Annotated in this window: 13 protein-coding genes; 6 read left to right on the forward strand and 7 right to left on the reverse strand. The window is 61.0% G+C overall.

All coding sequences use genetic code 11. The features are described from left to right. Positions 1 to 152, reverse strand: a 152-nt coding sequence (locus ABI213_RS19995; RefSeq protein ID WP_348028399.1) for a GDP-mannose 4,6-dehydratase, incomplete at its 3' end; no start/stop codon positions are given. A 143-nt stretch (positions 153 to 295) separates the two neighbouring features. Here ABI213_RS19995 and ABI213_RS20000 point away from each other — a divergent pair. Further along, positions 296 to 1,267 carry a glycosyltransferase family A protein gene (locus ABI213_RS20000; RefSeq protein ID WP_348005006.1) on the forward strand — a complete coding sequence of 324 codons (972 nt, stop codon included), beginning with the start codon at positions 296 to 298 and terminating at the stop codon, positions 1,265 to 1,267. 44 nt (positions 1,268 to 1,311) lie between these two features. After that, the gene (locus ABI213_RS20005; RefSeq protein ID WP_348005005.1) at positions 1,312 to 2,241 is read left to right on the forward strand and encodes a glycosyltransferase; all 930 of its coding nucleotides are present in this window, start codon (positions 1,312 to 1,314) and stop codon (positions 2,239 to 2,241) included. A gap of 19 nt (positions 2,242 to 2,260) precedes the next feature. On the opposite strand, the gene ABI213_RS20010 is transcribed toward ABI213_RS20005, so the two are convergent. From ABI213_RS20010 to ABI213_RS20035, 6 genes are all read right to left on the reverse strand, one after another. Next, positions 2,261 to 3,001, reverse strand: a complete 741-nt coding sequence (locus ABI213_RS20010) for a lysophospholipid acyltransferase family protein (protein ID WP_348028391.1) — start codon at positions 2,999 to 3,001, stop codon at positions 2,261 to 2,263. Between the two features lie 66 nt (positions 3,002 to 3,067). Continuing rightward, positions 3,068 to 4,369, reverse strand: a complete 1,302-nt coding sequence (locus ABI213_RS20015) for a dihydroorotase (protein WP_348028393.1) — start codon at positions 4,367 to 4,369, stop codon at positions 3,068 to 3,070. A 73-nt stretch (positions 4,370 to 4,442) separates the two neighbouring features. Then, positions 4,443 to 5,408: an aspartate carbamoyltransferase catalytic subunit gene (locus ABI213_RS20020; protein WP_348005002.1), complete on the reverse strand. Its 966-nt coding sequence runs from the start codon at positions 5,406 to 5,408 to the stop codon at positions 4,443 to 4,445. Positions 5,409 to 5,412: 4 nt separating this feature from the next. Beyond that, positions 5,413 to 5,913 (reverse strand): bifunctional pyr operon transcriptional regulator/uracil phosphoribosyltransferase PyrR, encoded by a 501-nt coding sequence (gene pyrR, locus ABI213_RS20025; protein WP_348005012.1) that lies wholly within the window; start codon positions 5,911 to 5,913, stop codon positions 5,413 to 5,415. Between the two features lie 77 nt (positions 5,914 to 5,990). Continuing rightward, positions 5,991 to 6,401, reverse strand: a complete 411-nt coding sequence (ruvX, locus tag ABI213_RS20030) for a Holliday junction resolvase RuvX (RefSeq protein ID WP_348005001.1) — start codon at positions 6,399 to 6,401, stop codon at positions 5,991 to 5,993. Next, positions 6,398 to 6,997, reverse strand: coding sequence for a YqgE/AlgH family protein (locus ABI213_RS20035; RefSeq protein ID WP_348028395.1), 600 nt, complete (start codon positions 6,995 to 6,997; stop codon positions 6,398 to 6,400). Before ABI213_RS20035 ends, ruvX begins: the two co-directional genes overlap by 4 nt. A 175-nt stretch (positions 6,998 to 7,172) precedes the next feature. Here ABI213_RS20035 and ABI213_RS20040 point away from each other — a divergent pair, with 175 nt between their 5' ends. The 4 genes from ABI213_RS20040 to ABI213_RS20055 form a co-directional block, all read left to right on the forward strand. Continuing rightward, entirely contained in the window at positions 7,173 to 8,432 is a 1,260-nt protein-coding gene (locus ABI213_RS20040) for a sarcosine oxidase subunit beta family protein (RefSeq protein WP_315246838.1), read from the forward strand. A gap of 11 nt (positions 8,433 to 8,443) precedes the next feature. Then, a complete protein-coding gene (locus ABI213_RS20045) occupies positions 8,444 to 8,752 on the forward strand; it encodes a sarcosine oxidase subunit delta (protein ID WP_348004999.1) in 309 nt (102 codons plus the stop codon). Between the two features lie 61 nt (positions 8,753 to 8,813). Beyond that, positions 8,814 to 11,810, forward strand: coding sequence for a sarcosine oxidase subunit alpha family protein (locus ABI213_RS20050; protein ID WP_348004998.1), 2,997 nt, complete (start codon positions 8,814 to 8,816; stop codon positions 11,808 to 11,810). Further along, positions 11,803 to 12,282 (forward strand): sarcosine oxidase subunit gamma family protein (locus ABI213_RS20055; protein WP_348028397.1); only part of this gene is annotated, 480 nt, incomplete at its 3' end. The genes ABI213_RS20050 and ABI213_RS20055, both read left to right, overlap by 8 nt.

Raw genomic sequence — 12,282 nt, forward strand, 5'->3', positions numbered from 1 at the left:
AATGAAACCAGGTTGCGAAAACTGGCACCTTGTACATCGCGGGAGGTTCCCCAAACGGTATAGCCCTTGGCCAGTAGAAACTGGGCCAGATACCCGCCATCCTGCCCAGCCACACCGCAAATCAATGCTGTTTTACCTTTTAGTAATTCCATGTAAATTTTTTATTTCTGGAGATAAAATCTTAGATAAAATATCATAACCTAGGCACCATCAAAAGTCGATGCAATTTTTACAGCCATCAGATACACCTGGATACATTTTTTGAAATCAATTGATTGCCCAACACTTCTGAAAAATGCAAAAATCGGCCTCCTCAATAATTTCCATTATTATGCCTGTATTCAATACAGGGGAATACCTCAACGAAGCTATTCAATCGGTACTTGAGCAGCAATCCAGCGCAGATTGCGCACTGCCCGATTTTGAATTAATTGTAGTAGACGACCACAGCACCGATCCACTAACGCTTGAAATTTTAAGCGCATTCTCAAATGCGGATCCACGCGTCACCGTACTCAAAAATCAAAGAACAAAAGGCGCGGCCGGCTCCCGCAATACGGGCATTTTAAATTCCAAAGGTGGTTGGATTGGGTTTCTTGATTCAGACGACATATTGACACCCCAATCGCTTATTATCCGCTGGCAACACATTTTAAAAACATCCGGCATTGAATGGATTGGAGCGAAATTTAAACTCTTAAAACCAAAAACCGATGCATCTGGGCATCTGTTCTTTGAAACTGCCAAAAATCTTATGGCAGATATTCCCCCAAATCCCCCGCCTGCCCAGATAAAGCGCCTGCACAAACCGGTTGCGGAATTTTCCAAGAGCTGCATGATTGGTATCATGACCGTGCTTATCAAACGCGAGTTGGTCATCAGCAAGGGTATGTTTAACGAAAAACTACGCCGAGCCGAAGATTATCACCTGTGGTTTCAATGTGCCTTTCAACACGACCTGTGGATGCTGGATGCCGATATTGCCTTTTACCGCATCCATTCAGGTAGTTTGACCCATGGCGATGCACCGAAGTTACTGTATGAAGATGCAATGGTAGAACTACTTCTAAAAGATCCGCAGGGTATGGCGCACAAAAACCTATTACTGCAACGTTTTGATCTGGTCATGCAAGACAATTGCTATTTTTACCGTGACAAAAAACGGTTTGGAATGGCTTTAAGTAACGCCCTACAATGGATTAAAAAACGGCCTGCCAATGTAGGCGCGTGGAAAGAGCTGTTGGCTTGCTGTCTCAGAATCGCCTGAATAGCTTAGTTGTCACAATAAATACCCTCCTCAAGGAACCGTTGATGGGCAAAGAAATTCTGGTCTCGGCTATTGTGTCTACTTACAATTCCGAACGATTTATGCAGCATTGCCTTGAAGATCTGGAACGCCAGACTATTGCGGACCAACTGGAAATAATCGTCATAGACAGTTGCTCTCCTGAAAAGGAAGGCGATATTGTCAAAGCATTTCAAAGCCGCTACGGCAATATTGTGTACCTGCGCACCGACCAGCGAGAAGGGCTTTACACCGCCTGGAACCGCGCTATCGCGATGGCCAAAGGCAAGTATTTGACCAATGCCAATACGGACGACCGCCACCATCCCAGTTCTTTTGAGAAACTGGTAAAACAACTGGAGGCCGCGCCCGAATGTGTGTTGGCCTACCACGACCAACTGACCAGTACGATTGAAAACGAAACTTTTGAAGCCTGTGCCGCCCGCAACACACGGCGTTTCAAATTGCCTGATTTCTCGCACGAAACCCTGATTCTGGGCTGCTTGACGGGCTCGCAGCCGATGTGGCGCAGAAGCGTACATGCGGAGCATGGCGTTTTTAGCGAGAAATACCGGGTGGCCGCAGATTATGAGTTTTGGCTGCGTATTGCACAGACGCATCCATTCATTCATATTGCCGAGCCTTTAGGGTTGTTTTACGATTCACCCGACACCTTATCGGGTGCCAATAACCGGTTTTCGGTGGACAAAGAAACCATGGATATCCAGCTGGCGTATGTGGACCGCGCTCCCTGGAATAAAAACCCGCAAAACCGCTCCCGCTTGGCACAGACGGTATTCAGTATTGGTTACCACTATGTGGAGAAGCTCCAAGATCTGACCAAAGCCAAGCTATTTCTGTGGGAAGCGTGGAAGCTGGACGTCACCAACCTGAGTCTGGCCAAGACCTTCATCCTGCGCGGCGTTTTCAAGAGCCAACGCGGTCTGAAGGCTTGAAAAAGCGGCCCCGGTGGACTCACAACTGCCGTAGTTGCTCTACCGTTTGCTGCAGATCCTGCGCCCAGGTGCGGCGGTCGCGGCCGGCGGGGCGTTCGGGGGTGCCAAAGTGCACTTCCGCCCCCAGCGTGGTGGCCCCCAGCGTGCGCCACAGCGAGCCCAGCAGCGTTTCATCGCCCACAAAACTGGGCGCAAAGTGCAAAGCCCCCGTGCGTACGTCCACAAAACGCAAGGCCAGCGGCAGCACCGGCACATTGGCCGAGATCGCGGCTTGCAACAGGTTGGCGTGGAAAGGCAGTATGGCGCGGCCGTCACCGGTGGTGCCTTCGGGGAACACGGCCAGCACGTCACCTGCCCGCAGGCGCTCGGTCATGTGGTGGACCACGCGCATCGCGTCGCGGCGGGACTCGCGCTCGATATAGAGCGTGCCCGCGCCGGTGGCCAGGGTGCCGACGACGGGCCAGTGTTTGACATCTGATTTCGACACAAACCGGCAGTAGCCCGCCGCGTGGATGACGGCAATGTCCAGCCACGAGATGTGGTTGGCCACCAGCAGCAAGGGGCCTTGGGCCGGAGGCGGCGTGCCCTGCACCCGCAGCGTGATGCCGAACACCTGCAGCACCTGCAGCGACCAGGCCTGCACCCGCTGGCCGCGCTCTGCATCGTTCATCTGGGGAAAGTGGCGGCGGATGGTCCAACAGCCGACGGCGATGTGCCACACCAGGTGCAGCATTTTGGCCAGGACGCGAAAGAGACGCATAAAAATGTATAAGAAATAGGCCGCTAGCGCAGACAGCACCTGCGCAAGCAGCTATCTATTTGATAGTTAAACCGCAACGGCCTCGAACGCAACGTGCCCGGCCACCACAGCGCAGCGCACCCGGCCGGGCAGCTCGTAGCCTGAAAACGGGGTGTGTTTGCCCTGGCTACGCAAGGTGTCGGCCGCGACCGTCCAGCGGGCGGCGGGGTCGTAGACGCAAACATCGGCCACACCGCCGACCACCAATTGGCCCACGCTGGCCTGCAAAGTGCCCAGGCTGGTGCCCAGTACGGCGGCAGGGGCGCTGGTCACGGTGGCCAGGGCGCGGTGCAGGGGCACCTTATCGTCTTCGCTCCACTTCAAGGCCATGCTGAGCAGCAGCTCCAGGCCGGTCGCACCGGGCTCGGCTTCGGCAAACGGCAGGGCTTTGGCATCGGCCTCGACCGGCGTGTGGTCGGACACCAACGCGTCGATGGTGCCGTCGGCCAATCCCGCGCGCAGGGCATCGCGGTCGCGTTGCTGGCGCAGCGGCGGGGTCAGGCGGGCGCGGCTGTCGAAGTAGCCGATGTCGATGTCGGTGAGGTGCAGCGAATTGATGCTGACATCGCAGGTGACGCGCAGGCCGTCTTTTTTGGCCTGGCGTACCAGGGCGATGCCCGCTGCACTGCTGATGCGGCACAGGTGGACGCGGGCACCGGTGGTTTTCAGCAGCTCGAAAATGGTGTGCAGCGCAATGGTTTCGGCGGCCACCGGCACGCCGCCCAGGCCCATGCGGGTGGCCAACGGGCCGCTGGCGGCCACGCCTTTGCCCAGGTGCAGCTCTTGCGGGCGTAGCCAGACCGGGTAGTCAAACGTGGCGGCATATTGCAGCGCGCGTTGCAGCACCTGGGTGTTGCCCAAGGGCACCTCGGCCTGGCCGAAGCCGATGCAGCCTGCGCCGGTGAGTTCGACCATCTCGGTCAGCACCTCGCCTTGCAGGCCCCGGGTGAGCGCGCCCAGCGGAAACAGGCGCGCCTGGTGGTTCTTTTTGGCGCGGAATTTCAGCATTTGCACCAGGCCGGGCTCGTCCAGCACGGGGTCGGTGTCGGGCGGGCAGACCAGGCTGGTCACGCCACCGGCAGCGGCGGCCGCCATTTCGGATTCCATCATGCCTTCGTGCTCGTAGCCGGGCTCACGCAGGCGGGCGCACAGATCCACCAGGCCGGGCAGCACGATGCAGCCGCTGGCATCGACCACGCGGTCGGGCGTGAAGTCGGGCACGTCGCGGCCGATGGCGATGATGCGGCCGGTGGCGATGGCGATGGGGCCGGTGGTGTCCAGGCCACTGGCGGGGTCGATGATGCGACCGTGCTGGATCAGGGTTTTCATATTTTTGAACCAAATAGGGCTCTGGCGCAGGTAGTTCCTGCGCCAGCAGCTATGAATTGAATAGCAAACACGGTCAAGCCTCATTCCCGGCGACGATGCCCATGACGGCCATGCGCACGGCGATGCCGAAGGTCACCTGCGGCAGGATCACGGCCTGCTTGCCGTCCACCACGGCGGAGTCGATCTCCACGCCACGGTTGATGGGGCCGGGGTGCATCACGATGGCATCGGACTTGGCCAGGGCGAGTTTCTCGGGGGTCAGGCCAAAGCTGCGGAAATACTCCTGACTGGATGGCAGCAGCGCGCCGCTCATGCGCTCGTTTTGCAGGCGCAGCATGATGACTACGTCGCAGTCTTTGATGCCCTCTTCCAACGTGTGGCAGACGCGCACGCCCATCTGCGCCATGTCGGCAGGCACCAGGGTTTTGGGGCCGACCACACGCACTTCGGCGCAGCCCAGCGTGGTCAGTGCATGGATGTCGGAGCGGGCCACGCGCGAGTGCAGCACATCGCCCACGATGGCCACGGTGAGGTTGCTGAAGTCTTTTTTGTAGTGCCGGATGGTGTACATGTCCAGCAGGCCCTGCGTGGGGTGTGCGTGACGGCCGTCACCGGCGTTCACCACATGGACGTGGGGCGCGACGTGCTGGGCAATCAAATAGGGCGCACCGGATTCGCTGTGCCGCACCACAAAGATGTCGGCCGCCATGGCGCTCAGGTTGGCAATGGTGTCCAGCAGCGATTCGCCCTTGGCGGCGCTGGAGCGGGCGATGTCGAGGTTGATCACGTCGGCGCTCAGGCGCTTGGCCGCGATGTCGAAGGTGGTGCGGGTGCGGGTGGAGTTCTCGAAGAATAAGTTGAACACGCTTTTGCCGCGCAGCAGTGGCACTTTTTTGACCTCGCGGTCGTTCACGCTGACGAAGTTGGCGGCGGTGTCCAGAATTTGCGTCAGGATGTCTTTGGGCAGGCCCTCAGTAGACAGCAGGTGGACCAGCTCGCCGTGCTTATTGAGTTGGGGGTTGTTGCGTTTGTAGAGCATGTGGTTAGCCTTCTACGTTGAAACTGAAGGCCCCGGTTGGACTGCGTGCCAATTCCAGCTTCTGGCTGGCGGGCAGGGCCACGCGGGCGGCGGCAAAGTCGGGCTGGATCGGCAACTGGCGCCCGCTCCGGTCGACCAGCACCGCCAGTTTGACGGCAGACGGGCGGCCGAAGTCGAACAATTCGTTGACCACGGCGCGGATGGTGCGGCCGGTGTAGAGCACGTCGTCCAGCAGGATGATTTCAGCCCCGTTCACGTCGAAGTCCAGCGCGGTTTGCCCGCCGCTGCCCGAGACCATGCCGCGCTGCGAGAAGTCGTCGCGGTGCATGGCCGAGGAGATCACGCCGGGTTTGCCGGGCAGTTGCAGGTCGGCCTGCAGGCGCTCGGCCAGCCAGGCCCCGCCAGAGGTGATGCCGACCAGACGGGTGTCGGCATGCAACATGCTTTTGACGCCTTTTAATAATTCCAAGTACAACGCCTCGGCGTTCAGAAAAAGTGCCCCCACGCTTGTCGCTTCGCGTACTACGCTGCCCCCCGTGGGGACCTTCCCGCCTTGGGGCGGCCCTGCGTCGTTCAATGTGCTCACGGGATACTCCTCAAAAATTGTTCCAGGATGATGCAGGCCGCTGCGGCATCGGCATCTTTTGCGCCCATCTCTAGCGCTTCTGTAGTGCTATAGCGCTCATCTACCTCGAAAACCGGCAGATTGAAGCGACCGCGCAACTGGCGGGCAAACTTTTGCGCACGGCGGGTGTTGTCGTGGGCTGCGCCGTCAGGGTGGAACGGTACGCCGATGACGATGGCATCAGGCTGCCATTCCTTGACGCAGGCAGTAATCGGGACAAACCGGGCATCGCCTTCGGCTTTGATGGTGCCCTGCGGCGTGGCGGTGCGGGTCAAGCGGTTGCCCACCGCCACGCCCGTGCGTTTTTGGCCATAGTCAAAGGCCAGGAAGGATTGCAGATTTACGGGGACGGCAACTGGGTCCGTCATGCGTGGCCCGCTTCGGGCGAGAGCATCCACGATTGCAGGCCCAGCAGCAGCAAGGCCTGGTCGTAGCGCTCGGCAACCGGAGTGTCGAAAATCACCCCCAGGTCGGCCTCTACCGTCAGCCAGCTGTTTTCGCCCAGTTCGGCTTCCAGCTGGCCCTCGCCCCAGGCCGAATAACCCAGGGACACCAGCACCCGGCGGGGCCCAGCGCCGGTGGAAAGGGCTTCCAGCACGTCTTTAGAGGTGGTCATCTCCAGTCCGCCGGGGATGGCCATGGTGGAGGCGTAAACGGATTCCGTAGGGTCGATATCGCTGCTGATAAAGGCCTCGTGCAGCACAAAACCGCGCTCGGTTTGCACCGGACCGCCCCGGAACACCGGGCTTTCACTCAGGTCGGCGCGGCGCAGCGGCAGCTCGACCTTGTCAAACAGGCTTTTCAGGCTGATGTCGCTGGGTTTGTTGATCACCAGGCCCATGGCACCGCGCGGGCTGTGTTCACACAGATAGACCACGCTTTTGGCGAAGGCTTCGTCCTCCAGACCGGGCATCGCAATCAAAAAGTGATGCGTCAGGTTCATGGAGGCAGTGTCGGTGGTCATCCGGCAATTTTAAGGGGTCTAAGAGCACAGATTGACCGGGGATGTAAAGAGACAAATTCGACGGTATTTGATCGAATGTCGAATTTGGACAAGTGTTTGTCTGCAAGGCGCAAGGTGACACACGGGTGACATCCAACAATGCACTTAGATTCATTGGACCCCCCACGAGAACCACATGCGCGGCCAAAACTACTCCCTCTGGAGCCTGCTCAAGCACGGCTTTAAAAACCACCAAACCTGGGAACCCGCCTGGGAACGGGTGGCCTTGAAACCTTCCTACGACGTGGTCATCGTCGGCGGTGGCGGGCATGGCCTGGCCACGGCCTACTACCTCGCCAAAAACCACCCCGAGGTGGGCAAGATCGCGGTGCTGGAAAAAGGCTACCTGGGCGGCGGTAACACGGCGCGCAACACCACCATCGTGCGCTCCAACTACCTGTGGGACGAGTCCGCCGCCATTTACGAGCATTCGCTCAAATTGTGGGAAGGCCTGACCGAAGACCTGAACTTCAACGTGATGTTCAGCCAGCGCGGCGTGTTCAACCTGGGCCACACCCTGCAAGACATGCGCGACATCGAACGCCGGGTTAACGCCAATGCCCTACAAGGCGTGGATGCCCATGTGCTCAACGCGCAAGAAGTCAAAGAAAAAATCCCCCAGCTCGACTGCAGCCGCAGCCGCCGCTTCCCGGTGCTGGGTGCCAGTTGGCAGCCCCGTGCGGGTGTGGCCCACCACGATGCCGTGGCCCGGGGCTTTGCCCGCGCCGCCAGCCGCCTGGGCGTGGACCTGATCGAGGGCTGCGAAGTCACCGGCATGGACATCCAAAACGGCCAGATTCGCGGCCTGCAAACCAACCTGGGCGCCATCAAGACCGAGCGCGTAGGTTGCGTAGCCGCAGGCCACTCGTCGGTGCTGGCCAAGATGGCCGGGCTGCGCATGCCGCTGGAAAGCCACCCGCTGCAGGCCTTTGTGTCCGAATCCATGCAGCGCGTGATCGACACCGTGATCATGTCCAACGCGGTACACGGCTATCTCAGCCAGTCCGACAAGGGCGAACTGGTGATTGGTGCCGGTATCGACAGCTACCTGGGCTACGGCCAGCGCGGCAGCCCGCACGTGATCGAACACACCGCCGCCGCCATCATCGAGCTGTTCCCCCAATTCTCGCGTGTGCGCATGAACCGCCAGTGGGGCGGCATTGTGGACGTGACCCCAGATGCCTGCCCCATCATCTCCAAGACCGCTGTGCAAGGCCTGTTTTTCAACTGCGGTTGGGGCACCGGCGGTTTCAAGGCCACGCCGGGGTCCGGCCATGTGTTTGCCGACATGCTGGCCAAGGGCGAAGCCGGCCCGCTGTCCAAAGCCTTCTCGGTAGACCGCTTCCATACCGGCCATTTGATCGACGAACACGGCGCCGCTGGCGTCGCCCACTGAGCGAAACGACCATGTTTTTATTGCACTGCCCCCATTGCGGCGAATTGCGGGACGAAGAAGAGTTCAGCAACGCCGGTGAAGCCTATATCCCCCGCCCTGCCAAGCCCGAAGAAGTGGACGATGCCACCTGGGGCGACTACGTTTTCATGCGCCGCAACACCAAAGGCTGGTTTTGGGAGCAATGGCAGCACACGGCCGCCTGCCGCAAGGTGTTTGCCGTGAAGCGCAACACCGCCACCTACGAAATTGCCGGCAGCTGGACGCTGGCCGAAGGCAAAGCACTGTTTCTGGCCGACTTGGCCAAGGAGAAATCGGAATGAGCGCCGCGCAGAACCGCTTCAAGCAAGCTCGCACCGCAGTGCACCGCACGGAGGTTTCCCAATGACTGGCACCCGCGTACCCCAAACCACCGCGCGCATCGACACCACGCGCACGGTCAAGTTCACCTTTGATGGCCGCGAATTCACCGGCCATCCCGGCGACACGCTGGCATCGGCCCTGCTGGCCCACGGCGTGCGCCGCATGGCCCGCAGCTTCAAATATGGCCGTCCACGCGGCATCATCGGCGCGGGTGCGGAAGAACCCAATTCGCTGGTGCAAATGGGCGTAGGCGCACTCACCACACCGAACGTCAAAGCCACCCAGGCCGAGATGTACGACGGCCTGAGCGCCCGTTCTACCTCGGGCTGGCCATCGCTGGACTTTGATTTGAAGTCGGTGCTGGGCCAGGGCTCGCGCTTCATGCCTGCAGGTTTCTACAGCAAGACCTTCAAATGGCCGCAAAAGCTGTGGCCGCTGTACGAAACCGTGATACGCAAGTTCGCCGGTTTTGGCGATGCGCCGACCGAACCCGATCCCGAAAAGTACGACCACCTGCACCACCACGTCGATGTGCTGGTGGTGGGTGGCGGTGCCTGTGGCCTGCTGGCCGCGCTGCAAGCCGGTCGCGCCGGGCTCAAGACCCTGCTGGTAGACGAGCAAAACGAATTGGGCGGCTGGTTGCTGTCCGACCCCAGTGCGCAGATTGATGGCCGTAGCAGCGATGCCTACATCCGCTCGGTGCAAGCCGCTCTGGCCGATATGCCGCATGTGACCGTGCTGCCCCGCACCACCGCATTCGGCATGTACGAGCAAAACCTGGTGCAAGCCGTGGAGCTGGTGCAAGACCACATTGCCCCGGCCCAGCGCCAGGCCCATCTGCCACGCCACCGCATGCACAAGATCCGCGCCCACCACGTGGTGCTGGCCACCGGTGCCATCGAACGCCCCCTGGTATTTGGCAACAACGACCTGCCCGGTGTGATGACCGTGTCGGCGGGCCAAACCTTTCTGGTGCGCTACGGCGTGCGCGTGGGCCAACGCATCGTCATCTGCGGCACCAGCGACCTGGTCCATGACTGCGCCGAAGTGCTGGCCAAAGCCGGTGCCACCGTCACCGTGGCCGATGTGCGCCACGGCGCGGTCGCCCGCAACAGCAGCTACACCGTCATGGCGGGCCACGGCATCGCCGAAGTCACCGGCGGCAGCGAAGTCAAGGGCGTACGCCTAGTGCCCCTGCATGCGGTGAAAGACGAAGTGGCAGGTACCGGCACACACATCGCCTGCGACGTGGTGTTGAGCTCGGGCGGCTTGTCGCCCACCGTACATTTGTTCTGCCACGACGGCAGCCGCCCCACCTGGGATGAAGCCGTGGCCGCTTTTGTAGTGCCACGCACGGGCCGCAAAGGTGTGGCTTGCGTGGGTTCGGTAACCGGCGCGTTCGAGCTGTCCGACGCGCTGGCGCAAACCACCCATGCCATGCAAGAGGTTTTGGCAAGCTGCGGCAAACGCGAATCGCTGCAAACACCCGCCTGCATCCAGCCTAAGCGCCTGCCAGCCCGCCCCATGTTCCGCCTGCCCGACGGCAAGCAAGAAGGCGCAGGGGCCAAGGCTTTTGTGGACTACCAAAACGACGTCAGCGCCGCCGACATCGAGCTGGCGGTGCGCGAGAACTACCACTCCATCGAGCACGTCAAGCGCTACACCGCACTGGGCTTCGGCACCGACCAGGGCAAGCTATCCAACGTGAATGGCTTCGTCATCACCGCCCGCGCCCTGAAGCGCCCGGTAAACCAGGTCGGCACCACCACCTACCGCCCCGCCTACACCCCGGTGAGCCTAGGTGCGTTGGCGGGCACCATGACCGAAGAGCTGTTTGACCCGAACCGCTACAGCGCTATCCACGCCTCCCACGTGGCACGCAACGCGGCGCTGGAGCCGGTAGGCCAATGGCAGCGGCCCTGGTACTTTGCCAAGCCCGGTGAAGACCTGCACGCCGCCGTGAACCGCGAATGCCTGGCCGCCCGCAACGGCGTGGCGGTGATGGACGCATCCACCCTGGGCAAAATCCAGATCGACGGCCCGGATGCCCGCGAATTCTTGAACCGCATCTACGCCAACGCCTGGACCCAGTTGGCTGTGGGCAAGTGCCGCTACGGCCTGATGCTGGACGAAAACGGCATGGTGATGGACGACGGCGTGACCGCCTGCATCCACCCCACGCAGTTCTACATGACCACCACCACCGGCGGCGCAGCCCGTGTGCTGAACTGGCTGGAGCGCTGGCACCAGACCGAATGGCCCGAACTCAAGGTATGGATGACCTCGGTGACCGACCACTGGTCCACCGTGGCCCTGGTCGGCCCCAAGGCGCGCGCCGTGCTGGCCAAGCTGTGCCCCGACATCGACCTGTCGCCCGAGAACTTCAAGTTCATGGACTGGCGCGCAGGCACAGTGCAAGGCCTGCCGACACGGGTGTTCCGCATCAGCTTCTCGGGTGAAGTGTCTTATGAGTTGAACGTGGAGTCCGGCTACGGCCACGCCCTGTGGGAGGCTGTGATGGCCGCCGGTGCCGAGTTCGACATCACGCCCTACGGCACGGAAACCATGCACGTACTGCGAGCGGAGAAGGGCTTCATCATCGTCGGCCAGGACACCGACGGTTCCATGAGCCCGATGGACCTGGACATGGCCTGGGCCGTGGGCATGAAGAAGCCGTTCAGCTTCCTGGGAAAACGCTCGCTGGCCCGTAGCGACACGGCCCGTGAAGGCCGCAAGCAACTCGTCGGTCTGCTGACCGACGACCCGGCTGCCGTGCTGATCGAAGGCGCGCAAATCATGGAAAGCGCCACGGTAGGCACCAGCAACAAGATGCTGGGCCACGTGACTTCCAGCTACCACAGCGCCTTTTTGGGCCGTTCCATCGCCATGGCGGTGGTGGCCGGTGGCCTGCAACGCAAGGAGCAAACCCTGTACGTGCATGCCCACGGCAAGGTGACCCCGGTGAAGGTAGGCGGCAGCGTGTTTGTCGATGTGAAAGGTGACCGTCAAAATGTCTAAAGATTTGAACGCGATGCTGGAATCCCCCCTGCACGCCTTTGACTTACCCGCCCGCGTGGCCACCCCCACCGCCCAGAACCGGGTGGTGCTGAGTGAACTGGGCAACATGGGCTACATCGTGCTGCGCGGCAAAGCCGATGACGAGGCCTTCATGCAGGCCGTGGCCGGTGTGCTGGGCCAGGCCCTGCCGACCCAGCCAATGACCGTGCTGTCCACCGCTGCCGGTGTCGTGCTGTGGGTGTCCCCCGACGAATGGCTGCTGGTGTGCAAACGCTCCACCCGCGACAGCCTGCTGGCCGCACTGACCGCCGCGGTGCAAGACCTGTTCGCCCAGGTGGTGGACAACAGCGGCGGTCTGACCGCCATGCGCCTGAGCGGCCCTGACCACATGCTGCTACTGCGCCAGATGGGGCCGTACGACTACGAGAGCCTGGCTGTGGGCCGTTGCGCCAGCACTGTGGTATCCAAAACC

The sequence above is a fragment of the Rhodoferax sp. genome, from assembly GCF_039922535.1.
Classification (GTDB): Bacteria; Pseudomonadota; Gammaproteobacteria; order Burkholderiales; family Burkholderiaceae_C; genus Rhodoferax_B.